Here is a 22375-nt window from a genome sequence, read left to right on the forward strand (position 1 = left end):
GTTGCCTGTCACAGCGTAAGATAGAAAGAGTGCTTAATACTTCTTAAAATTATGGCGAGAGATTTACGAGGATTTATCAATTTATTGTCAGAACGAGGACAATTACGCAGGATTCAGGCATTAGTAGACTCAGATTTAGAAATAGCGGAGATTTCCAACCGAATGCTACAAGCAGGAGGTCCAGCATTAATCTTTGAAAATGTTAAAGGTGCGTCTTTCCCAGTAGCGGTAAACTTGTTAGGAACGGTAGAACGCATCTGCTGGGCGATGAATATGCAACAACCCGCAGAGTTAGAGGAACTTGGTAAAAAATTGGCGATGCTGCAACAACCGAAACCGCCGAAAAAAGTATCTCAGGCGATCGATTTTGGGAAGTTGCTGTTTGATGTTGTCAAGGCGAAACCAGGGCGAGATTTTTTCCCCGTTTGTCAGCAAGTGGTAATTCAAGGGGAAGATTTGGATCTCAATAAATTACCTTTAATTCGTCCTTATCCGGGCGATGCAGGGAAAATTATCACCTTGGGACTGGTAATTACTAAAGATTGCGAAACCGGAACGCCCAATGTGGGAGTTTATCGGCTTCAGTTGCAGTCCAAGAATACCATGAGCGTTCATTGGCTGTCAGTGCGAGGTGGGGCGAGACACTTGCGGAAAGCAGCCGAAGCTGGGAAAAAATTAGAAATAGCGATCGCGTTAGGAGTCGATCCTTTAATTATTATGGCAGCCGCTACGCCGATTCCGGTAGACCTCTCCGAATGGTTATTTGCCGGACTTTATGGCGGTTCTGGCGTAAAATTAGCTCAATGTAAAACCGTAGATTTACAAGTACCAGCCGACTCAGAATTTGTCTTAGAAGGAACGATCGCACCTGGGGAAGTAATGTCCGACGGACCTTTTGGCGACCATATGGGTTACTATGGCGGCGTGGAAGATTCGCCTTTGATTCGCTTCCACTGCATGACACACCGCAAAGATCCCCTTTATTTAACAACATTTAGCGGTCGTCCCCCGAAAGAAGAAGCCATGATTGCGATTGCTTTAAATCGCATTTATACGCCAATTTTGCGGCAACAAGTCTCGGAAATTGTGGACTTTTTCTTACCAATGGAAGCCTTGAGTTACAAAGCTGCAATTATCTCTATTGATAAAGCTTATCCCGGACAAGCAAGAAGGGCAGCTTTAGCTTTTTGGAGTGCTTTACCGCAGTTTACTTATACCAAATTTGTCATCGTTGTCGATCGGGATATTAACATTCGCGATCCTCGCCAAGTAGTCTGGGCAATTTCCTCGAAAGTAGACCCTTCCAGAGACGTTTTTATTCTTCCCGATACACCTTTTGACAGCTTAGATTTTGCTAGTCAGAAAATCGGTTTAGGTGGTAGAATGGGAATCGATGCTACGACGAAAATACCCCCAGAAACCGAACATGAATGGGGCGCACCTTTAGAATCAGATCCCGATATTGCAGCGATGGTAACTAGACGCTGGGCGGAATATGGCTTAGAGGATCTCGAATTAGGCGAAGTCGATCCTAATTTGTTCGGTTACGATATGAAGTAGGATGAAGTAGCGATCGCCAAAAATTATTGACTCTAAAACTATGGCAAGTAATCAGCAGGAAACAAAAGTTAAAATTACTGTCACAATTGTTATTTGGAGTTTTGCCACGGGAATGTTAGCTATTTGCATTCCCATCGTCGCCATTACTCATAGCGGCGTAATTCTTCCTCTTACCTTAATTTTAGCTGTAAGTGGCATTACCTGTACCCTTTTGTCTTCTCCCCGCGCCCCAGTAGAAAACTCTCCTAAATCAACCTCCAATTTGCAAGAGTTAGAAGAAAGAATTGTTAATTTAGAAGCAATTTGTAGTAGCAATGAATTTGAGATTAAAAAAGAGTTTAAGCAACTAGATTCATAAGATTAGTTGCTTCTGAAGCAAAATTAGGGTGGAAAAAATCCACCCTTTTGAAAATAGAAGCTAAAAATTAAATGTTTCTTAGATTAAAACTATGGAAAATATTTTAACGAAAGTGGTTATTTGTATCAATAATAGTGGTTGTGATGACTTAGAATTATTGAAGATTTATCAGGTGCTACCTGACGAATCGGCGGCAAAAAATAGTTATCTCAGAGTGATTGACGAATCGGGAGAAGATTATTTATATCCAGAGAGTAACTTTACTATAATTAATTTATCTCCGTCCCAAGAAAAAATTTTGTTCCCTTTGCTAAAAAAAGACAAGAACAATTTGTAGTCACATAATAAAGAGGAGAAATATTTTTAGAGCAATGAATTATCAACTTACACCCGAACAAATGGAAATATATCGCGCTGGAGCGAGACGACGCAGACAGCAAGAGCAAGAAAGAATGGTAAAAAAACAGCAAATTGGTTGTCAAGTAGCCAAAGAAGCAGCAGAGTTGTTAAAAAGAGAATTTGGAGCGCAAAAAATTGTTATTTTTGGTTCCATGTTGAAGCTTGATAAACTCCACGATTGCTCGGATCTCGATCTCGCAGTTTGGGGCTTAAATCCTAGAGATTATTATCGCGCAGTTGGGAAACTTTTGAGCTTAGATCCAGATATTCCTGTGGATCTTGTGGAAGTAGAGTCAGCAAAACCTCATATACTGAAAGTAATTGAAGAAGAAGGAGTACCTTGGTAAATTATAAGTAATTGTACTTAACCCATCTGTGGGAACTGCGAGCAGGAAGTCAAATCCGCGATCGCGCAATAAAATAGAAACAGAACAGTCAAACTATTTAAGATGTTAATCTTGACTGGAAAAATTTAACATCGAGACGGTAAACCAAGAAAAATTATGTCGCATCTAGAGAAAAATTCTTCTGCAAACTCCCAAGATATTCGTATTACAGCCACCAAGAAAATTTGGTCTTACGCGACTGGAATGTTAGCCTTGAGTTTGATTTTTGCACCTGCTAGAAATAGCGTTATTTTACCTTTAGCAGTAATTTCTGGTGCAGGAATTAGTACCGCTTTTGTTTGGAAAGATGAGAAAAAATCCGGAAAATCTTTGTCTTCAGAGCAATTGCAACAAATCGATGAAAGAATTGCTAATTTAGAAACTATTGTCGCTAGCGATCGCTGGGACTCAAATTTGCAAAAATTGCCAGCCCGCGATAACTATTCTTCGTGAAAAATCTACCATAATAAATTAAAATTGTCAAGACTTTTTTGTCAAAATTATTAAGTGAATATAGAGAAATATCCTGTAGAGAGGTTTCCGGAAACATCTCTACACTTTAACCTTGAAAAAATAGCAAAGCGAAACCGCCCAAATATAAAATTATCACCAAAAAACTTTCAAAGCCAATATTAGCAATACCGTGTTTCTCGCGTCTGAGTAAACCCAAAAGTAAAGTTCCAGTCATCAAAATAGTCAAAGCCATGACAAAAATTTGACGATTATTAATATCGTGATAAATCGAACCATCTCGATAAGCAAAATCGGAAAAAGCTAGTAGTAGGACATCAAAACTATTACCACCAATTACACCACTAACACCCAAAGTTAATGCACCACCACGCACTGCGGCTACCGTCGTAACTAACTCGGGTAAAGAAGTAGATACAGCCGTAAAAATACCACCAACGATAGATTCAGAAATACCCGTATTCTCAACAATTGATAAACCAGATTGTGCGACTAAATATCCGGCTGTTGCAACCAAGGCTGCTAAGAAAATAAACTTTAACCACAAACTAAATAATCCCTTACTACCAAGATTAGCTTCATCAGGTTCATCGAGGAAAGTTTGTTGAGTTTGTTTCGGTCCCCACATCGGTTTTTCTTGAGCTTGTGCAACCAAACGCAAACCGAAAATATAAGTAGCAATGAGAATAATTGTACCCGGATGAATAGCCCAAAGACTATATTCAGGACCAGAAAAAGATAACAAAGGAATTGCCAAAAGCGTAATTAAGAGAGTTCCCTGCATCAAATTAGCAATCGAAGCAGCAGCGTGTTCGAGATTAGCTTTATTGTAAGCGATATCAGCGATCGCCAAAAATGCTGTTTGCGCGGCAATTCCTCCCAAAGCATTACTAATCGCTAATTCTGGATAACCCTCCCAAGCAGCAGTTACCGAAGTCACAATTCCCGACAAAGACGTACTACCACCGAGAAATAAAGCACCAACAATAGCTTCGCCCATACCCGTTTTATCTGCCAAACGGTCGGCTACTTTTGCCATTCGGGTTCCTAAAAAAGCAATTACTGCGGCGGCTAGTAAAAATAAACCGATACTAATAGTTAGTGAGTCAACCACGTTAGTTAATTTAAAGTTGTTTGAAGTTGGTATCCACGCTTCAGCGCAACCAATCCCATGTTTATTATTTCTGGTCTTACTCTCAAAAACATATCCCACAAGTGAGATTATCAGTGAACAGCGATCGGTTATCAGTTATCACTCCCCAGTCCCTAGTCCCCAGTCCCCAATCAGTGAACAGTGAACAGTGAACAGTGACCAGTTTACCCTCGAATCTGTGGTTCTTCTAATTCCACCTTCTTTAATCTCTGTGATTGACAATCCCGACTGTTCACTGATTACTGATAACTGCTAACTGAAAACCCCAGTCCCCAGTCCCCAGTATCCATAGAAAAATGACCGTCGCCTCCGTTAAGATAAACGATGTAGCAATAAGCCTTAACTATGTTTAAACCTCAACGAATCGAACCAAAACCAGGTCAAGAGTCGGTTTGGGACTATCCGCGTCCTCCCCGTCTCGAACCAAGTCCGAAACGTATTCGAGTGGTTTTCAATGGTGTGGCGATCGCTGATAGCCAAAATGCTCAACGGGTACTCGAAACCAGTCATCCGCCAGTTTACTACATTCCCCCAGAAGATATTAAAATGGAGTATCTCCAACGCACAGGTAGACAATCTTTTTGCGAGTGGAAGGGAAATGCTGGCTATTACACGATTGTAGTTAACGATAAGCAAGCCGAAAATGCAGCTTGGTTTTATCCTCATCCGACTTCCCGATTTGCACCGATAAAAGATTATGTTGCTTTTTATCCTAGTCGCATGGATGCTTGTTATGTAGACGAAGAACAAGTACAAGCACAAGCAGGGGATTTTTATGGAGGTTGGATTACTAGCGATATTGTCGGTCCTTTTAAAGGTGGTGCAGGAAGCTGGGGTTGGTGACTACGAAAATTTTTGCCTTTTTTATGATTAGAACTTATGTGAAACAGTTAGCTTTTTAGGAGAAGCTTATCCTTGTATCGAGCTAATTTTTGAGGTTACTTTCTCAGCCAATCCTAGATTCGTTCTCTGCTGTAGAACCGTAATTTCCTAAATAATAAACGAGCAGTACCCAGTGGGGAATAACTGCTCGTTTAGTGACGAATTGCTCGTCTAAGAACAATCTGCTAGAACTGAATTAAGAACCTCGTTTGAGAGCAAATTCTATCTGGCGAAACTCTTGTTCGAGACGTTTTTTCAATTTGTCTGGTATGGGACGACGGTAAGAAGAAGGTGTAAAATAGCCAGCCGCACTGTTTAATGCGGTTTGCATGGTTGTAAACGATCGCAAAGCTGCGACTTTATTATCTCGGCGATAGCGAGAAGCATAATCGTTAATTTGCTTGCGTACTAACTCGGCTACCTCTTTTTTATTCGGCGCATCCTGGGGTAATTCGATCGCTGTTCTGAGACTATTAAGCAATGTTAAACTATCTTGACGATAGTTGCCGTTTAGTCCGGTGTCGGTGTTACCGCAGCCTGTTAAGGCGATCGCGACTACCAAAACCAGAGCCAGCAAACTAGATAAGTAGCGTCTTATAGGCATGATTAAAATTGATGTTAGCGAAAATCGAAATTAAAATCCATCGTACCTTGAATTGGGGTAACTTTTGGTTTTGCTGTTTAATTTTCTGTCTTTGGTAGTACGCTTATCCTTAACCAAAACGTCCGCTCACGTATTGCTGAGTTGCTTCTTCTTGAGGACTTTGGAAAATGACTTCAGTGCGATCGTATTCGACTAAATAACCTTGACGTTTACCATCATCTGTGGTTTGCACGTTAAAAAATGCTGTTCGATCTGCTACCCTTGATGCTTGCTGCATATTGTGAGTAACGATCACAATTGTATAATTTTCCTTAAGCTGATGAATTAATTCTTCTACTTTGAGTGTCGAAATTGGGTCGAGAGATGCACAAGGTTCGTCCATCAACACTACATCTGGTTCTACGGCGATCGTTCTTGCGATACACAAACGCTGTTGTTGTCCCCCAGAAATGGCTAAACCACTTTGTTTGAGCTTATCTTTGACTTCATCCCAAAGTGCTGCACCGCGCAAGCTACGTTCGACTAATTCATCCATATCTCCTTTGTAACCGTTAATTCTCGGTCCAAAGGCGATATTGTCGTAAATTGATTTCGGAAAGGGATTCGGTTTCTGAAACACCATCCCGATTTTACGTCTCACTTGCACTGGATCGACATCAGAAGCGTAAAGATCCTGACCGTGATAAGTGATTCTTCCTTCTCCTTTAAAGACGGGAATTAAATCGTTGAGACGGTTATAGCAACGCAGTAAGGTACTTTTCCCGCAGCCAGAAGGACCGATAAAAGCAGTAACGCTATTTTTAGGAATTGGTAAATTAATTCCCTTTAAAGCCAAGAAACTGCCGTAATAAACGCTCCAGTTTTCGGTATTTAAAACTGTTTCTTTTTGGGTGGTGATATCCTTTTGAGTAACCATTAATTCAATCCTCTCGTTAAAAATTTTCTTGTATTAACGCGTAACCAAATTGAGAAATTAATAAGTTCGTCTTGCAGTTGCCAAACGGGAAATGATACTGGTTAGCAAAACCAATAGCACCAAAATAAAAGCCGCCGCAAAAGCCAGTTCCCTTTGATTTTCAAAAGGTACGATCGCGAAATTATAAGCCAACACTGATAATGAGGCTGTTGGTTCCATCAAAAATTCCTTCCAATTGGGCCAAAATTGGGTAAATAAGGCGGTAAATAACAAAGGTGCTGTTTCTCCGGCTGCACGGGCTACAGCTAGAGTTACGCCTGTAATAATCGCGGGAACTGCTGCGGGAAGCACTACTCGCAACACGGTTTGATAGTCATTTGCTCCTAGCCCAACTGAGGCTTGTCGTACTTCTTGGGGAACTAATTTTAAGGCTTCGTCGGTAGTCCGAATGATGATTGGTAACATCAAGACAGCTAAAGCGAATCCTCCCGCCCAAGCGGAATAAGATTTAGTTGTTAAAACGAAAACTGCATAGGCAAATACACCGACAATAATTGAGGGTACGCCGCTCAAAACGTTAGTGGCAAAACGAGTCCATTCAGCAATTTTTCCGTTACTAAATTCGGACAGATAAATTGCTGCCATTACACCTACGGGAACGCTAATTAATGCACCAATTCCTACCATCAGAATTGTGCCCAGAATCGCGTTACCAAATCCGCCTCCTTCCACGAGTGGTGGTGGTGGTAATTCGGTAAAAATTCTTGGTTGGAGTTGACCAATTCCTTGAATAATCACGTAGGAAAGAATTAAAAATAAAGGAACGATCGCCAAAACCATGAATAAACCCGCAACTCCGGTCATAATCAAGCCGAATAAGGTACGACCAGATTTAGGGTTACGTTTCAGGGTAGTGGGGTCAAATCTAGAGCTAGGACTATTGTGAATATCTAAAGTCATCTTTATTTTTGGTGAAAACTAATTAAATTCTCTGGAGTCTCTTCACTAGCATTTGGGCTAAGATGTTGACTACTAAGGTCATGGCAAACAAAATTAAGGCAGCATACATCAAAGCTGCTACTTGCAAGCCACTTGCTTCAGCAAATTGGTTAGCAAGAAGCGAGGCGATCGTGTTAGATGGTTCAAAGATTGATAAATTTACTTTGTTGGCGTTACCAATTAACATTGTTGCTGCCATTGTTTCTCCTAACGCTCTTCCTAGTGCTAACATGATGCCGCCGATGATTCCTGAAGAAGCAGCCGGGAGAATTACTAGGATAATTGCTTCCCAACGGGTTGCACCTAAACCGACTGCGGCTTGACGCAAATCTTTGGGAACGCTAGAGATGGCATCGCGAGAAATTGCGGCGATAATTGGTAAGACCATGACTGCTAAAACTAATGCCGCAGGTAGCATTCCCGGTCCTTTTAAAGGTGTGATTTCTTTGAGAAAGGGAATTAAGACAAAAATTCCCCATAAACCATACACTACGCTGGGGACAGCCGCAAGTAATTCGACGAGGAAAACGAAGATTCTTTGTACTTTGGGTGGTAAGTAATCTTCGCTGAGAAAAATTGCTACTCCAAGTCCGATGGGAACAGAAATTCCTAATGCAATAATTGAACTAACAATTGTGCCGTAAATTGCTGGTAAAACGCCGTATTCTTCTCGCGGTGGGTTCCAACTACTATTGACCCAAAATCCTAAACCAAATTCAGCGATCGCTGGTACTGCCCGAATCGCGACGATCGCTGCAATCCAGATTAGCATAGCTAAAATTGAGAGGGCGAAAATACGTGCTGCCCATTTAAAACTATTATCTGTTACCCGCTCTCTTGGGGGACGGGGTTCTAGTCTTTGATTAAAATCTCCACTTACTGAACTCACACTTTAACCTCTATCTTTAGATACAATGTTCAAGGGGTATTATATGGTATTATTGTTTATTTTTCCTTTTAGTTTTGAGACTTGGCTCTTTTTCATTTGAGTTACATTTTGTCGGAAAAAGTTGTTCTCAGTTTGGGGAATTTGTCTTTAGCTGTGAAATTAAAGAGAAATTTGGTTAGTAAATCTTAGCAGGGTATTTTTAAGATTAGGTAAAGTAATTAGCCTTGAGAAAATTTTTTCCCTTTGGCAAAGTAAAGATTTTGATATCATAGAAAAGATGATTTGTCAAGGGAAAAATAGACAAAAGACGTGCAGAAGCAATCTCGAATGAAATGATAAAATGCAGATTGCACAAAAGTTAGGCGAAAAGTGGTGCAAACATCAGTTTCAAGTTCGACAAAAACTCGTGACTCTGGTGGAGAGAAAATCCCCACACCAGGAGAAGCATTACAAAAGTGGCTCAACACTTTGGCGGCAAGAATTATTAATGGGGAGTTAATATCGAAAGAAGAAGCGCGATCGCTAACGGAAATTTCCGCTCAAGAAAATATTTTGCTCTTGTGCGAAGCGGCTGACAAGATCCGTCAAGCTTGTTGCGGCAATACAGTAGATTTGTGCAGTATTGTCAATATCAAATCGGGTAATTGTTCGGAAAATTGCAGTTTTTGCGCTCAATCTGTGCATCATCCGGGCAAAGATTCGCCAATTTACGGTTTAAAATCAAAAGAGGAAATTCTCGCTCAAGCTAAAGCAGCCGCAGCCGCAGGTGCAAAACGCTTTTGCTTAGTTTCACAAGGACGAGGAATTAAATACAATAGTCCGAAATCTAGCGAATTTGAGGAAATTATCGCCACAGTCAGCGAAATTATTGCCCAAACCCAGATTAAACCCTGTTGTGCTTTAGGAGAAGTCACCCCCGAACAAGCACAAGCCTTGAAAGAAGCCGGAGTCACTCGTTACAATCACAACTTAGAAACCTCCGAAAATCATTATCCCAACATAGTTACCACTCATAGCTGGCGCGATCGCGTCGAAACCGTGAAAAATATTAAAGCGGCGGGAATTCAAGCTTGTACGGGCGGTATTATCGGCATGGGCGAATCTTGGTCAGACAGAATTGACCTCGCTTTTGCACTCAGAGAATTAGAAGTCGAATCAGTACCGATTAACTTACTCAATCCCAGAAAAGATACACCATTAGGAGAACAAAGCAAACTCGATCCCTGGGAAGCACTCAAGGCGATCGCCATTTTCCGCTTTATTTTACCTCAGCAAATTCTCCGTTACGCTGGAGGTAGAGAAGCTATCATGGGCGAATTACAAAGCTGGGGACTCAAAGCCGGAATTAACGCCATGTTAATCGGACATTACCTCACCACCCTCGGACAACCTCCAGAACAAGACCAAGCTATGCTAGCATCCTTGGGATTAGAAGGTGGTGAAGCGCCCATTCCTGGTGAATACTCAGCTACTCACGCAAGTCGAAATACCTAACTGTGTCTGCTCCCAACCAACTCCTTTGGACGATCGTCGGTTTACTATTAACCATTGGTGGTACTTTTGTCGAAGCTTTTGCCACCAATGTACCTTGGAATTGGGCAGAACGAGGGGTACAAATTTACTCTCTCAAGGTTAGTTTTCAAATTGGTGCGGTACTGCTAGCTGGTTGTTTAGGAGGCAAAAACGCAGGCGCTCTTTCTCAAATTGCTTACATTATTTTAGGCTTAACTGGGCTACAAGTGTTTAATGAAGGCGGAGGTTTAGAGTACCTCACTCAACTCAGTTTTGGTTATTTGCTCGGTTTTATTCCTGGGGCTTGGATTTGCGGCTATTTTGCCTTTCAAACTAAACCGCGCTTAGAATCTCTGGCTTTTAGTTGTCTTTGCGGCTTGCTAACGATTCATATTTCCGGGCTTACTTACCTGATTGTTTTGTATGTGGTGAGTCCCGCAGGTAGCATAGAGACGGGACTCTGGGAAGCGATGCTAAATTATTCTGTTTATCTTTTACCCGGACAGCTAGTGGTGATCTGTGCTGTGACTGTAGTAGCGTTTTTCCTGCGTAAAGTAATGTTTTATTAATTCTGAATCATTGTTGTCAGGCGATCCGATCGCGATCGCCGACAAATTATCAACTAGAAACAACCAATGACCAAAAATCGCTTTTTCTGGATTGTTGCCTTAGTCGGGCTATTTCTGGATCAATTAACTAAACAAATAGTCTTAGACAGTTTTCAGGAGATTGGTGAAACAGTTCCTTTGTGGGAAGGGGTTTTCCATCTTACCTACGTTACAAATACTGGGGCGGCGTTTAGTCTGTTTACGAATGGGGTTCATTGGCTGCGCTGGTTATCTTTCTTAGTTAGTATTGGTTTAATGGCGCTGGCTTGGTTTGGTCCGCGCTTAAAAATTAGCGAACAGTTAGCTTGTGGCTTTATTTTTGCTGGGGCGGCTGGTAATGGCATTTGTCGGTTTGTCTACGGTCACGTGATTGATTTTCTTGACTTTCGGCTGATTAACTTCCCAGTGTTTAATCTGGCAGATATCTTGATTAATATAGGAATTATTTTTCTGTTGATTGCTACTTTTCGCGACACTCCCAATCGAAATAATCGTCGAGAAAGTTAGAAACAATTCTCGTTCTCAGCCGATTTTGAGGTTGACAAATTACAATATTTGTGTATTTAAGACTTAGTTTTTTTGCCAAACCAACGAAGATAAATGAGTAACCAGCCTCCGCGTAATCCCCAAACCCAAATTTCTCAAGTTTTTACCCAAGCAGTCCAAACGATTGCTAATCTGGGCGCAATGGCGCTGAAACCGGGGGCGAAGGTTCCCGAAATTCAGATTAGCGATGCGGGTAAGTCAGCCGAGTTTCCTTTGTTAGGAGATCGATATTCATTGGGACGTAGTTCTAAGTCTTGTGAAATTGTGGTGCGGAACCCGGTGGTAAGTCAAGTTCATTTGTCAATCGAACGCGATCGCAAAAGTCCGAGACATTTTAACTTGAAAGATGAAGGTTCGACCAACGGGATTTATTTTGGAAAGCGTCGGGTAACAAATATTCGCTTGCGTCACGGCGATAAATTTTCTCTCGGACCGCCGGAATTAGCCGAAGCAGTGGAAGTAAAATATTACAATCCGCCGCCGTTTTTAATTCGGGGATTGCGGTATGGGCTTTATGGTATGGGTGGAGTAGTGGGGATTGCAGCTTTAGCGATCGCCGTTGAATGGACAAAGTTCTCAGTACGTCCTTTACCCAGAGGAGTCCAAGGTCCGGTGGTAGTTGTCGCCCGCGATGGGGAAACGCCTCTACGTCCGCAACGTAACGAAGTTCACCGGGAATTAAGGAATTTAAGTGATTTTTCGCCTTATTTACGCCAAGCAGTGATTGCATCGGAAGATAGCCGCTATTACTGGCATTTTGGCGTCGATCCGTTAGGAATTTTACGGGCAATAATTATTAATTTACAACGGCAAGGCATAGCTCAAGGTGGTAGTACGATTACCCAACAGCTAGCGAGAAGCTTGTTTGCAGACTACACCGGACGAGAAAATACCGCCCAGCGTAAACTGCGGGAAATGGTTGTCGCGCTGAAAATGGAGACATTTTATAGCAAAGACGAACTGCTAAAAACCTATTTGAATCGAGTGTATTTAGGTGTCGGGAGTTCGGGATTTGAAGACGCGGCACAATTTTACTTTGATAAATCCGCCGCCGATCTTGATATTTCCGAAGCTGCAACCTTAGTGGCAATTTTACCAGCGCCAAATAGTTATAACCCCGTCCAGGACTATGATACCGCCGTTCAGCTAAGGAATCGCGTCATTACACGGATGGCGCAATTAGGGATGATTAGTAGTGAAGAAGCATCTCGTGCGAGGCGATCGCGCATCGAAGTCAGCCCCGAAGCCAGAGAAGCCCTCAGCAGCACGATCGCGCCTTATTTCTATAGCTACGTTTTCCAGGAATTACAAACTTTACTCGGCGAAGAATTAGCCGCAGAAGGTAACTTTATCGTCGAAACAGGCTTAGATATCAGTACCCAAGCCCAAGCCGAAGCCGCACTGCGTAACTCGCTTCGCACGAATGGTGCCAGTCTCGGCTATTCTCAAGGTGCAATTGTCACCCTCGATACCAACACTGGGGAAATTGTCGCTATGACTGGCGGTGCAGACTACTCCCAAAGTCAGTTTAACCGCGCCACCCAAGCCCAACGACAACCCGGATCTACTTTTAAAGTCTTCGGCTACGCCGCCGCCTTAGAAAGAGGCATTTCTCCCGGAAAAACCTACTCCTGCGCCCCTTTAACCTGGCAAGGACGCAGTTATCGCGGTTGCGAGCGTAGTAGTGGCAGTATTGATATGTATCGCGGATTAGCTCAATCCGAGAATTCCGTTGCTTTGCGAGTAGCTCAAGATGTGGGCTTAAACCGAGTCGTGGAAATGGCGCAACGCTTAGGAGTTGACTCGCGTTTGCAGGCAGTACCCGGTTTGATTTTAGGACAAAGCGAAGTTAACGTCCTGGAAATTACTGGCGCTTACGCCACTTTCGCCAACGACGGTGTTTGGAATCGTCCCCACGCAATTACCAGAATCCTCGACAGTGGCGACTGCGAAAACGACAACCAACCCCAAACCTGTCGAGTCATTTATGATTTTTCTCAAGATGCTCAAAGAGAAAGACAAGTAATCTCTCCCGGAGTCGCCCAAACCATGACAGCCATGTTACGAGGAGTTATTCAAGGAGGTACTGGTAGCGCCGCCGCGATCGGTTTTGGCGAAGCCGGAAAAACTGGTACAACCGATCGCGCGGTTGATTTATGGTTTATTGGTTATGTCCCTAGTCGAGATTTGGTTTCCGGGATTTGGTTAGGTAATGACGATAATTCTCCTACTAGAGGCAGTAGCGGACAAGCTGCTCAATTGTGGGGTAATTATATGCGTCAAGTCGTGAGGTAAATCATCTTTCCCTCGTTACTTGGCTCCAGCCGAGTAACGACTCCTGGAGGCAGAGCCTCCCGTTCTCTAACAAGCGGCTCCAGCCGCAAATTGTGCGTGTCACGGCAGAGCCATGACACCAGAGGATCAAAAATTGAAAGATTGTTTACTCAAGCTGATAAATGACTCCAGCAATTTCCTCTCTTAAATCTCCTTACCTAGATTTACTAAACCAGGAATTAACCTTACCAAAAGCAGACAATCAAGCACCTTTAGTAATTGATTTATTTGCCGGATGCGGAGGATTAGCTTTGGGTTTTGAATCTGCTGGCTTTCGTACTGTTGGCTATGAAATGTTAGCTGATGCTTGTGCTACTTACACAAAAAATTTATCAGGAAAATGTCATCAAGTTACGCTGACGCGCCATCCTGAATTAATCGATAATGCTCAAGTAATTGTTGGGGGACCTCCCTGTCAACCATTTAGTAAAAATGGATATCAACTTGGTTTATTAGATAGTCGAGATGGTTTTCCGATTTTTCTTGATGCTGTTGCAAGCTATCGTCCCCAAGTTGCTTTGTTCGAGAATGTACGCGGAATGCTTTACCGCAATCAAGCTTATTTCGAGCAAATTGTCGCCGCTCTTTCTCAACTAGGTTATACAGTTGAATGGGAGATTTTAAATGCAGCCGATTATGGAGTTCCTCAGCGCCGACAGCGACTTTTTTGTATTGCTCATCAAGCCGTCTGGAATTGGTTTCCCAAAACACATTTATCTCCTTATACAGTGGGAGAAGCGTTGGGAGAATTAGCATTTAAGATACCACCTGATGCCCAGTTTGTTACTCCTAATCAAGATAAATATATTCAAAAATACGAGCAAGCTTCTCAATGTAAGAAACCAAGAGATTTGCACTTAAATGCACCTGCTCGAACAGTAACTTGTCGCAATTTGAGCGCTCCCACTGGCGATATGTTGCGTATTCGTTTACCTGATGGACGTAGGCGAAGATTAACTGTGCGAGAGGGCGCTCGTTTGCAAAGTTTTCCTGATTGGTTTGAATTTCAGGGTAGTCACCAAAGTCAGTGTCAGCAAATTGGAAATGCAGTTCCTCCTTTACTCGCGAAAGCTTTAGCTGTAGCTGTTAAAGATTGTCTTGAAGCTGGAAAGAAAGGATTAAAAGCTCATTCTTTTCAGCCTGTACAATTATCTCTGAATCTTACTCTGAAAAACCCTGAAAAATCACCTAAGAAAAATCCCTCTGGAAGCAATCGCTTAGAACAAAAAAGATACATGGAACCCAAAATTGAACAAGCGTTACAAATTCTTAAAGCAGTTGGTATTCCGGTTGATTCGCAAACACCAAGACGTAAGTTACGTTTAGCATTAGCTTTACTAGCAGTAGCGAATATTAAACCAAATACAAATTGGGATGATGCTGCTTATTGGGAAGGAGTTGGTTCTTGGGCTTTAACTTCACGAGAAATTATCAATTTTTGGAATACTTATTATCTAGAAGCTTTAGGAAAACCGCTATCCAGTGGTTCTTATGACGATGTGCGACGTAAAGATTTGGCGTTGTTAGTTCCTTCTGGTTTAGTATTACGCAGTGTTGCTAATCCTAATGCTGCGACAAATGACCCAACTCGCAGGTATGCTATTGCTGCTGATGCGAAAAATGTAGTTCGTCAATTTGGCACTTTTGAGTGGGAAGAAACGGTAAATCAAATTGGGATTGTTTAATCTCCGTTGGTACTTTTCGCAGATTATCCAGAATTGATCTTTGTCGGAAGTTCAGATAAAAACGAGCGTACTGATGAAATAAAAGCATAAACATTCTTTAACGTTGCTGTATCTTCGATTTCTATATGTTGCTCATCCTCTGTATTCTCTTGACTGTTTAAGTAGAAGCGGAAACGGATTTTCAAATTTCCTTCATCAGGAGATTTTATCCATCTTGACAAAACTTGAATTTCAAACAAAAGTCCATAATTAGCGTGATAGGTTATAAGAGTAAATTTCTCTAAATCTTCCTCTTCAATTACTTCTGAAATAACTAACTCTAAATAAGCTATTAAGGAAGCTAGCCTCTCGTGTGCTATGTATTCAAAGCTCGACTTAGATAAATAATTAAAAGGAGCCGACATTTGGCTAAGTCTAATCTGAATTATGCTCCATCTTTTTCTATTTTCTAAGCTACCCAACAAAAAGGTTATTTTCCAAGTAGAAAAATTTAGTTCGCTAGTTCTCTTTATTTCTAACTGCACGCAATTTTCTGATAAATATTGAGGCTTTAATTTTAATTCTCTTTCTATCTCTCTTGACCTTTCAAAAATAAAATGCTCTGGACGAAGCTTGCTCATCTTTCCTAAGATATCTTCGTTTAGTGAATTAATAAGGGAATGTATTTGCTCTTTTTCAAATCCAATTTGTAAGTTAAAATCAGAGATTTCAACACCCATTTGATGAACAAGCGCACAAAGTATGCTACGAGAACCTAGTAAAGCTTCATATTTGATTTGAAGTATAATTCCTTCATCAACGGATTGGACTGACTCAATTAATTCATCGGCTGATGTTAATTTATAGCTTTTCGGGTAACAGTTAATAATTTTCCCAATAAGATGAGCGAATTGAACAGCTTCATCTTGAGAAAGTTTTGGAATTAGTGCAACAAAGTCATTAACTGTAATTTGCTTATCTACTTCCAACAACGAATTTTTTATGATTAGCAATTCATCAAGCGAAAATTCGATTACAGCTATTTCTTTAGTGAAGTTGAGAGTCTTCATGTTTAAACTAGATATTTAGTTTGTAGTAGAGACGTTGCGTGCAACGTCTCTACATAAATTTGCAGTTGATTAATTACCTAGTTTTAGGAAGGCGGAGGCGCGAGAAATGCCGTTTTCTGTGCCGCTACTGGTGATGGAGGACTAAAGTCCTCACTACGTACGAACGGTGATGGAGGACTAAAGTCCTCACTACGTACGAACGGGTGATGGAGGACTAAAGTCCTCACTACGTACGAACGGTGATTTGCAGTTGATTAATTACCTAGTTTTAGGAAGGCGGAGGTGCGAGAAATGCCGTTTTCTGTGCCGCTACTGGTGATGGTGAGGCTGTGTAAGTTCTCGAATAAGGGTTGACCGAATAATTCGATTACTTGTAGTAATGGTAATTGTTTTTCAAAAATTGGTTGACTTTTTTCCCAATCTATGTATACATAGCCGTTATTGTTTTTGGGTAAGGTGGCGATATTTGCCTGAAATTCGGGGTTTGCGAGGAGGGAATTGTCGGAGAGTGCTGCGGCGATCGCGTCCACGGAGTTTGCGATAATTTCGTATTTGCCGATGCTTGTATGCACTCCTTTAACTTCGGTAGCAAGTTGTTTTTGGGCGGCTTTTAGTTCAGTCCAGGCGGTTATTTGTTGCCGATCTCCTAAACTAAAATTACCGATGTTTAAGCCGCGTTTCTGAGCAATTTTATCTAAGTTAGCAATTCCTGTTTCTGTGGCTTCTGGATTATTTTTTTCAGCTACAAATACCCAGTCATTATTAGGAAGCAAGGAAATAGCATATTCGCCGTTTACCCAAGGAAAAACTTGTTGAGATAAATCAATTTGAAATTGACTGTTGAGATTGGCTAGAATTTGTTTAAAGATTCCGCCGACGAAATTTCCCGCAGTTAATTCGGTAGTTAAATCGGTGTTAACTTTCTCTAAATCAGTTCCCGAAGCACTTAAAATACTGTTTGCGGGAAGATATTTTAAAGCTGCTACAGGTTGAGAAAGAATGGGTTTTTGTTCTGGTTTATTCGTAGTTCCGAGTAAGGCTGTTTGGGCGACTAAACCTTGCGGATCTAGTTGAATAGCTAAAGTAATTGTTTCTGCTGACTCGGCTTTGGGAGTTGTTTGGTTGCCAAACCAAGCGTTAGCAGCAGCAAGATGAGCAAAAGCTACGCCAATACGCGGTGTAGGAATTGTGTCTAATGCTTGTTCGTAAAAGGTGGCATTTTTTAAGTTTAAATTGCTTGCTTGGGCGTTATTAATTGCATCGCGCAAGACTTGGGAACTATTGGCAAATAAAACAAAATTACCGACAACGCCACTAGCTAAATTACTTTCTTTGCTAGTAGTTAAAGGACGACGATAAAGTAGTTTAACTCCTTTGTAGTCATCAGAAACTAAATCTGAGGTTCCGGCGATCGCGCTCTTACTGTAATACAATTGCAGAAACTCACGAGCTAGTTGAGCGTCTCGATGCTTGACAGCCAGCAAATATCCCGGCTGTACGCCATTTTCCGCGTTGCGATCGTAGTCTAAACTCGTAATCGCCAGAGTAATTTCGTCTCCCAGCCAAGGTTGAATATCTTTGCTATAGCTGAGTCCCGTATTTGCGAGTAAACTAGCTTTAATTTCGTTTAATTCGCGATGCGATCGCCCTCTTTGGGAAGGACGCGCTTGCAATTGTCGAAATGCTTCTAAACGATCTGGGTTTACCAGCAAAGAAATCATTGCTGGTGCTTGTCTGGGGATAAATACTGTTGCGGTTGGGTTAGCCGCTCCCTCCCCCTGTAACAAGGTTAGAGGAGTTTGAGCTAAAATCCAATTTAAGCCAGCAACACCAATCGATAGCAGTATCAGACAACCAGCAGCTAGAGCCAAGAAAAAAGAGCGAAGCTTCATAAAATCAACCATTACCAGCAGCAAACAGGGCTATCCTGCCCATACTATTATTTCAGGTTGTTTGCTAATTTGAACGATGAAGATGTCTTAATTCATTCTTAGCTATCAAATTCAGCTTATGTCTATCTCTCAAAACTCTCGTGAAATTACTGTTGAAGAATTGGCTACCTTGAGATCCCAAAACGATCGCCCTGTACAATTGATCGATGTGCGAGAACCAGCCGAAGCTGCGATCGCGCTCATTGATGGCTTTGTTTTACTTCCTCTCAGTGAATTTCCTCAATGGTCCGAACAAATTCCTGTTCGCTTTGACCCCAACTTGGAAACCTTGGTAATCTGTCATCATGGCTATCGTTCTGCCCAAATGTGTCACTGGCTACGAAGCCAAGGCTTTACAAATGTTAAAAATATTCTTGGGGGTATCGATGCTTACTCATTGCGTGTCGATCCCAGTATTCCTCGTTACTAGCTTTCTGACTTTTTTCCGATTAAAATTCTTAGTCAGATTTGCTATCCTCTTTAATAATTAAGCTAATCTGTGCCAGATTAGTTAATTTTCGCCAAAATTTAACCTTACTGTCGAAAAAGTGACAGTAAGTTTATTACCACAAAAACAATATTTAATCCAAAATTTTAATAAAAAGTTAAAAATTGCTGCCAATGGCTAAAAAAACAAGTTTGAGCGATCGCCACTTACGCATTCTCTGGGCAACTATCAGACACTATATCACCACTGCCGAGCCAGTGGGTTCTAAAACCTTAGTTAACGAATACGATTTTAGCGTTAGTTCTGCCACAATTCGCAATGCAATGGGATGGTTAGAAAAAGCAGGATTACTTTATCAACCCCATACATCAGCCGGAAGAATACCTTCTGATTCCGGATATCGAGTGTATGTCGATCGATTGCTCATTCCCAACAAAGCCAACCAAGAACGCATCGAAAAATTACTTACTAAACAGCTTAACTGGGAAGCAGGTAATTTAGAAATTTTATTGCGCGGTGCAGCCCAAATGTTAGCAACATTAAGTGGCTACATTGCGATTATTACCATGCCCCAAAATTCTACCACCCAAGTGCGCCACGTGCAATTAGTCCAAGTTGCTCCCGACAGAGCAATGCTAATTTTAGTTACCGACTCCTACGAAACCCAATCAATTTTAATCGAATTACCAGGAGAGGAAAATAAATCCGCACCAAATCCCGAACTAAATGAAGGAGAATTACAGATATTATCTAACTTTTTGAACAGCAAACTTAAAGGGCGATCGCTAACAGATTTATCGAGTTTAGATTGGCGCGAATTAGGACGAGAATTTGAACGCTATGCTAATTTGATCCGCAAAGTTCAAAAAGAATTAAGCCGCCGTCAACAATTGCCTAATTCCACACCAATTATGGTGCGCGGAATTGCCGAAGCTTTACGCTTGCCAGAATTTTCAGAATTACAACAAGTACAAATGTTACTTCACTTACTTGAAGAAGAACAAGACCAACTTTTACCCTTAATCTTTGAGTTACCAGAAGGAGATAATCCTGGGAAAAAAGTTAGTATTAAAATTGGTTCAGAAAACCCTCTCGAACCCCTCAACACCTGCACCCTCGTTTCCTCGGTTTATCGTCAAAAAGATGTTCCCGTCGGTAGCGTCGGCATTCTCGGACCAACCAGAATGCTTTACGAAAATGCGATCGCGCTCGTAGAATCTGTAGCAGATTACGTTTCTGATGCTCTCACACAAGCAGCTTGAAGGGGACTGGGGACTGGGGACTGGGGACTGGGGACTGGGGACTGGGGACTAGGGAGAGGGGGAGGACAAGGAGGAATTAGGAGATTAACTGATAACTATAGTCATTAGCAATAAAAGCGACATTTTGGTAGTGGGAGCATCTTGCTCCCTGATAGCGAACAAGATGGTCGCACTACGGAAATTAATTTGAACTACTATAAACTCAATCACCAACTACTAAATACAAATGAACAATCAACTAATCAGAAAAATTGGCTTTTGGTTGCTATGGGCGGGATTTCTGGGTTATGCTTTTTTCCTAGCACCTCCTAATCAACCAGACACCTTTGAATTAATCAAAAATATGTCCCTAGGTAATTTAGCAGGAATTAATCCAGCGATTGTAGCTTTATTCTATTTAATGGGCGTTTTTCCTGCTATCTACGCTTGCTTATTATTGATCGATGGTAGAGGACAAAAAATCTCAGCTTGGCTGTTCGTTTTGCTATCATTTGGTGTCGGTGCTTTTGCGATTTTGCCTTATTTAGCTTTACGTGAAATTAATCCTGAATTTCCAGGAAATAAAGATTGGTTGATAAAGTTGCAAGACTCCCGTTGGTATGGAATATTTTTGGCGATCGCGACAATTAGTTTACTCGCTTTTGGTATACTGAAAGGCGATTGGACTGATTTTGTCCAACAATGGCAAACCAGTCGCTTTATTCACATAATGAGTCTTGATTTTTGCCTCTTATGTTTGTTATTTCCCGCTTTGGTTGGTGACGATATTCAGCGACGGGAAACCGAAAATAGTCTTCTTTTGCGAATAGTAGCGATCGTACCTTTATTAGGTGCAGTTGCCTATTTGTGTTTGCGTCCCAATTTATCAGAAAATAAATCAGAAGAAGTTCCCAGTAGTCAAGTCAGTTTAACAAATTGAAATTTTTTGTGGAGTAAAGTTATAATAAGAAATAATTCTTTACGGAAAAGTGATTTTCAATTTAAATTATGGCTGTTACTTACGCAAAAAAGTTTAATAATTCACTGACTGCACGCGATATACTCAAACAAGTAGTATGCGATCGCGAACTTCATTTAATCACTCTCAATCGTTACCGCTACAACGAACAACGTAGCTGTAAAGACTTAACCGATGTCATCGAAAGCTTAAACGGTACTCCCAAAGAATTAGTCAAAGACTTATCTCGTCACGTCTCAGACGAAGCCCGTCATGCAAATTGGTTAACCGATTTACTCATCGATTTAGGTGCAGATGTTGGTACACCTCCAGGAATGTCTTACATCGACGAATTTGAAAGATTAATTGACCAAGATTCCTTCAAATCAAACAACCATCTTGAAAATGGAATTATTGCTGCTTTAGCATCAATTAACGCCACCGAAAAACGCGGTTGTGAATATTTTGCCGCACACATTTATGCTTTAAAACAAGCTCCTCAAACCGAAGAAAATATTAAAATTCGCGAAACAATTGCCAAGATTTTTCCTGAAGAAGCAGGTCACGTGCGTTGGGGAAATCGCTGGTTAGCAAAAATCGCCAAAAAAAGCCCCGAACATCGGCAAAAAGTTGAGCAAGCAAAACTCAAATATAGCGCCATCGAACAAGCGGCTTATGAGTCAGGAATGGATATTATGTTAGGGGCAGAATTACGTCGCTTAAATCATTTGGTAGAAATTACTAATACTATGCCGATGTGGGAACGGACACAATATTTTGTCGAACGTTTACCCCAAACACTTTTCAATTCCGAATTACAAATGACTCGATTTCGCATTGCCGAACGCGCATGGAAACGCGACCCTCAAGCATTTATCGAGAAGTTTGTCCCCATGTTTTTTAACGGTTTGAGTAAGATAGAAGACAGCCAAAAAAAAGCAAAAGCCTAGATACATAAAACCCCTGTAGAGACGTAGCATTGCTACGTCTCCAAAAGTTAATTTTCTCTGGCTGATTGACTACCCAAATCTTCCGGTCCCCAAGCATTAACCAATCTGTCAGTACGAACTCTTCCGTTAGGAAATCTTACCATCAAACGCCGTCGGCTAAAGTCGAGCGTATAAGTATATTCGCCGTTATTAGCGACAAAAATCTCATTTTCGCGATCGTAATTAGAAAGAGTTATAGTTAATTGTCTGCTACCATCTTTGGGAGCGCCAATGTAATATTTTGGCAATTGGCGATTATTTTCTGCCGAGCAAATAAACAAGGCGTAATCGCGTGTTTCTGCCACGTATAACTCTTGGGAATTAGCATTTGGACAAAAACTAGCTTCCGACTGAGCAACTTCCCAAGCTGCGGCTGAGGAATTGAAGTAACAAAAACTCGCTGCTCCTATCAGAAATGGGCTAATTAAGGCTTTACTATTGAACAGAGACTTCATCG

23 protein-coding genes are annotated in these 22375 nt (G+C 41.5%); 15 read left to right on the forward strand and 8 right to left on the reverse strand.

Annotated features, from left to right (window positions below; genetic code table 11):
- Nucleotides 1-51: 51 nt before the first annotated feature.
- The 5 genes from G3T18_RS10160 to G3T18_RS10180 all read left to right on the forward strand — a co-directional run bounded on the left by G3T18_RS10160 (nt 52) and on the right by G3T18_RS10180 (nt 3156).
- Entirely contained in the window at nt 52-1560 is a 1509-nt protein-coding gene (locus G3T18_RS10160; RefSeq protein WP_224410440.1) for a UbiD family decarboxylase, read from the forward strand.
- A gap of 40 nt (nt 1561-1600) precedes the next feature.
- Nucleotides 1601-1918, forward strand: coding sequence for a hypothetical protein (locus G3T18_RS10165; protein WP_224410441.1), 318 nt, complete (start codon nt 1601-1603; stop codon nt 1916-1918).
- A gap of 91 nt (nt 1919-2009) precedes the next feature.
- A complete protein-coding gene (locus G3T18_RS10170; RefSeq protein WP_224410442.1) occupies nt 2010-2255 on the forward strand; it encodes a hypothetical protein in 246 nt (81 codons plus the stop codon).
- Between the two features lie 34 nt (nt 2256-2289).
- Nucleotides 2290-2664 (forward strand): nucleotidyltransferase family protein, encoded by a 375-nt coding sequence (locus G3T18_RS10175; RefSeq protein WP_224410443.1) that lies wholly within the window; start codon nt 2290-2292, stop codon nt 2662-2664.
- Between the two features lie 156 nt (nt 2665-2820).
- On the forward strand, nt 2821-3156 hold the full coding sequence (locus G3T18_RS10180) for a hypothetical protein (protein WP_224410444.1): 336 nt from the start codon (nt 2821-2823) through the stop codon (nt 3154-3156).
- Between the two features lie 106 nt (nt 3157-3262).
- On the opposite strand, the gene G3T18_RS10185 is transcribed toward G3T18_RS10180, so the two are convergent.
- Entirely contained in the window at nt 3263-4288 is a 1026-nt protein-coding gene (locus tag G3T18_RS10185; protein WP_224410445.1) for a sodium:calcium antiporter, read from the reverse strand.
- Nucleotides 4289-4672: 384 nt separating this feature from the next.
- Between G3T18_RS10185 and G3T18_RS10190 the strand changes: the two genes are divergently transcribed.
- The gene (locus tag G3T18_RS10190) at nt 4673-5170 is read left to right on the forward strand and encodes a DUF427 domain-containing protein (protein ID WP_224410446.1); all 498 of its coding nucleotides are present in this window, start codon (nt 4673-4675) and stop codon (nt 5168-5170) included.
- Nucleotides 5171-5405: 235 nt separating this feature from the next.
- On the opposite strand, the gene psb27 is transcribed toward G3T18_RS10190, so the two are convergent.
- The 4 genes from psb27 to pstC all read right to left on the reverse strand — a co-directional run bounded on the left by psb27 (nt 5406) and on the right by pstC (nt 8617).
- Nucleotides 5406-5813 carry a photosystem II protein Psb27 gene (psb27, locus tag G3T18_RS10195; protein ID WP_263480339.1) on the reverse strand — a complete coding sequence of 136 codons (408 nt, stop codon included), beginning with the start codon at nt 5811-5813 and terminating at the stop codon, nt 5406-5408.
- A 109-nt stretch (nt 5814-5922) separates the two neighbouring features.
- Complete coding sequence (gene pstB / locus G3T18_RS10200; protein ID WP_224410447.1) at nt 5923-6729, reverse strand: phosphate ABC transporter ATP-binding protein PstB; 807 nt, start codon at nt 6727-6729, stop codon at nt 5923-5925.
- A gap of 57 nt (nt 6730-6786) precedes the next feature.
- Nucleotides 6787-7689: a phosphate ABC transporter permease PstA gene (pstA, locus tag G3T18_RS10205; protein ID WP_224410448.1), complete on the reverse strand. Its 903-nt coding sequence runs from the start codon at nt 7687-7689 to the stop codon at nt 6787-6789.
- A 22-nt stretch (nt 7690-7711) separates the two neighbouring features.
- Nucleotides 7712-8617 carry a phosphate ABC transporter permease subunit PstC gene (gene pstC / locus G3T18_RS10210; RefSeq protein ID WP_224410449.1) on the reverse strand — a complete coding sequence of 302 codons (906 nt, stop codon included), beginning with the start codon at nt 8615-8617 and terminating at the stop codon, nt 7712-7714.
- 426 nt (nt 8618-9043) lie between these two features.
- Here pstC and bioB point away from each other — a divergent pair, with 426 nt between their 5' ends.
- The 5 genes from bioB (at nt 9044) to dcm (ending at nt 15302) form a co-directional block, all read left to right on the forward strand.
- Nucleotides 9044-10111, forward strand: a complete 1068-nt coding sequence (bioB, locus tag G3T18_RS10215) for a biotin synthase BioB (RefSeq protein WP_224410482.1) — start codon at nt 9044-9046, stop codon at nt 10109-10111.
- Between the two features lie 2 nt (nt 10112-10113).
- A complete protein-coding gene (locus G3T18_RS10220; protein WP_224410450.1) occupies nt 10114-10698 on the forward strand; it encodes a biotin transporter BioY in 585 nt (194 codons plus the stop codon).
- A gap of 66 nt (nt 10699-10764) precedes the next feature.
- A complete protein-coding gene (lspA, locus tag G3T18_RS10225; protein WP_224410451.1) occupies nt 10765-11244 on the forward strand; it encodes a signal peptidase II in 480 nt (159 codons plus the stop codon).
- A 93-nt stretch (nt 11245-11337) separates the two neighbouring features.
- Nucleotides 11338-13578, forward strand: coding sequence for a PBP1A family penicillin-binding protein (locus G3T18_RS10230; protein ID WP_224410452.1), 2241 nt, complete (start codon nt 11338-11340; stop codon nt 13576-13578).
- A gap of 161 nt (nt 13579-13739) precedes the next feature.
- Nucleotides 13740-15302: a DNA (cytosine-5-)-methyltransferase gene (gene dcm / locus G3T18_RS25750; protein ID WP_318013953.1), complete on the forward strand. Its 1563-nt coding sequence runs from the start codon at nt 13740-13742 to the stop codon at nt 15300-15302.
- 23 nt (nt 15303-15325) lie between these two features.
- On the opposite strand, the gene G3T18_RS10245 is transcribed toward dcm, so the two are convergent.
- Together G3T18_RS10245 and G3T18_RS10250 are read right to left on the reverse strand one after the other, a co-directional pair.
- Nucleotides 15326-16351 carry a hypothetical protein gene (locus G3T18_RS10245; protein WP_224410453.1) on the reverse strand — a complete coding sequence of 342 codons (1026 nt, stop codon included), beginning with the start codon at nt 16349-16351 and terminating at the stop codon, nt 15326-15328.
- Between the two features lie 254 nt (nt 16352-16605).
- Nucleotides 16606-18243: a DUF3352 domain-containing protein gene (locus tag G3T18_RS10250; protein WP_224410454.1), complete on the reverse strand. Its 1638-nt coding sequence runs from the start codon at nt 18241-18243 to the stop codon at nt 16606-16608.
- 118 nt (nt 18244-18361) lie between these two features.
- Here G3T18_RS10250 and G3T18_RS10255 point away from each other — a divergent pair, with 118 nt between their 5' ends.
- The 4 genes from G3T18_RS10255 (at nt 18362) to G3T18_RS10270 (ending at nt 21879) form a co-directional block, all read left to right on the forward strand.
- Nucleotides 18362-18712, forward strand: a complete 351-nt coding sequence (locus tag G3T18_RS10255; RefSeq protein WP_224410455.1) for a rhodanese-like domain-containing protein — start codon at nt 18362-18364, stop codon at nt 18710-18712.
- Nucleotides 18713-18903: 191 nt separating this feature from the next.
- The gene (hrcA, locus tag G3T18_RS10260; protein WP_224410456.1) at nt 18904-19992 is read left to right on the forward strand and encodes a heat-inducible transcriptional repressor HrcA; all 1089 of its coding nucleotides are present in this window, start codon (nt 18904-18906) and stop codon (nt 19990-19992) included.
- A 226-nt stretch (nt 19993-20218) separates the two neighbouring features.
- Complete coding sequence (locus G3T18_RS10265; protein ID WP_224410457.1) at nt 20219-20911, forward strand: DUF2834 domain-containing protein; 693 nt, start codon at nt 20219-20221, stop codon at nt 20909-20911.
- 68 nt (nt 20912-20979) lie between these two features.
- Complete coding sequence (locus G3T18_RS10270; protein WP_224410458.1) at nt 20980-21879, forward strand: ferritin-like domain-containing protein; 900 nt, start codon at nt 20980-20982, stop codon at nt 21877-21879.
- A gap of 47 nt (nt 21880-21926) precedes the next feature.
- On the opposite strand, the gene G3T18_RS10275 is transcribed toward G3T18_RS10270, so the two are convergent.
- Entirely contained in the window at nt 21927-22373 is a 447-nt protein-coding gene (locus G3T18_RS10275) for a hypothetical protein (RefSeq protein ID WP_224410459.1), read from the reverse strand.
- Nucleotides 22374-22375 lie beyond the last annotated feature (2 nt).

The organism is Oscillatoria salina IIICB1 (assembly GCF_020144665.1).
In the GTDB taxonomy this organism is placed as follows: domain Bacteria; phylum Cyanobacteriota; class Cyanobacteriia; order Cyanobacteriales; family SIO1D9; genus IIICB1.

Bases quoted from the DNA above. Each gene is read 5' to 3' on its own strand.
- G3T18_RS10165 (WP_224410441.1), top strand. From the start codon at position 1,601: ATGGCAAGTAATCAGCAGGAAACAAAAGTTAAAATTACTGTCACAATT.
- G3T18_RS10170 (WP_224410442.1), top strand. From the start codon at position 2,010: ATGGAAAATATTTTAACGAAAGTGGTTATTTGTATCAATAATAGTGGT.
- G3T18_RS10245 (WP_224410453.1), bottom strand. From the start codon at position 16,351: ATGAAGACTCTCAACTTCACTAAAGAAATAGCTGTAATCGAATTTTCG.
- G3T18_RS10175 (WP_224410443.1), top strand. From the start codon at position 2,290: ATGAATTATCAACTTACACCCGAACAAATGGAAATATATCGCGCTGGA.
- G3T18_RS10255 (WP_224410455.1), top strand. From the start codon at position 18,362: ATGTCTATCTCTCAAAACTCTCGTGAAATTACTGTTGAAGAATTGGCT.
- G3T18_RS10230 (WP_224410452.1), top strand. From the start codon at position 11,338: ATGAGTAACCAGCCTCCGCGTAATCCCCAAACCCAAATTTCTCAAGTT.
- G3T18_RS10180 (WP_224410444.1), top strand. From the start codon at position 2,821: ATGTCGCATCTAGAGAAAAATTCTTCTGCAAACTCCCAAGATATTCGT.
- G3T18_RS10270 (WP_224410458.1), top strand. From the start codon at position 20,980: ATGGCTGTTACTTACGCAAAAAAGTTTAATAATTCACTGACTGCACGC.
- G3T18_RS10160 (WP_224410440.1), top strand. From the start codon at position 52: ATGGCGAGAGATTTACGAGGATTTATCAATTTATTGTCAGAACGAGGA.
- pstB (WP_224410447.1), bottom strand. From the start codon at position 6,729: ATGGTTACTCAAAAGGATATCACCACCCAAAAAGAAACAGTTTTAAAT.
- dcm (WP_318013953.1), top strand. From the start codon at position 13,740: ATGACTCCAGCAATTTCCTCTCTTAAATCTCCTTACCTAGATTTACTA.
- hrcA (WP_224410456.1), top strand. From the start codon at position 18,904: ATGGCTAAAAAAACAAGTTTGAGCGATCGCCACTTACGCATTCTCTGG.
- lspA (WP_224410451.1), top strand. From the start codon at position 10,765: ATGACCAAAAATCGCTTTTTCTGGATTGTTGCCTTAGTCGGGCTATTT.
- G3T18_RS10250 (WP_224410454.1), bottom strand. From the start codon at position 18,243: ATGAAGCTTCGCTCTTTTTTCTTGGCTCTAGCTGCTGGTTGTCTGATA.
- G3T18_RS10265 (WP_224410457.1), top strand. From the start codon at position 20,219: ATGAACAATCAACTAATCAGAAAAATTGGCTTTTGGTTGCTATGGGCG.
- G3T18_RS10275 (WP_224410459.1), bottom strand. From the start codon at position 22,373: ATGAAGTCTCTGTTCAATAGTAAAGCCTTAATTAGCCCATTTCTGATA.
- psb27 (WP_263480339.1), bottom strand. From the start codon at position 5,813: ATGCCTATAAGACGCTACTTATCTAGTTTGCTGGCTCTGGTTTTGGTA.
- G3T18_RS10190 (WP_224410446.1), top strand. From the start codon at position 4,673: ATGTTTAAACCTCAACGAATCGAACCAAAACCAGGTCAAGAGTCGGTT.
- pstA (WP_224410448.1), bottom strand. From the start codon at position 7,689: ATGACTTTAGATATTCACAATAGTCCTAGCTCTAGATTTGACCCCACT.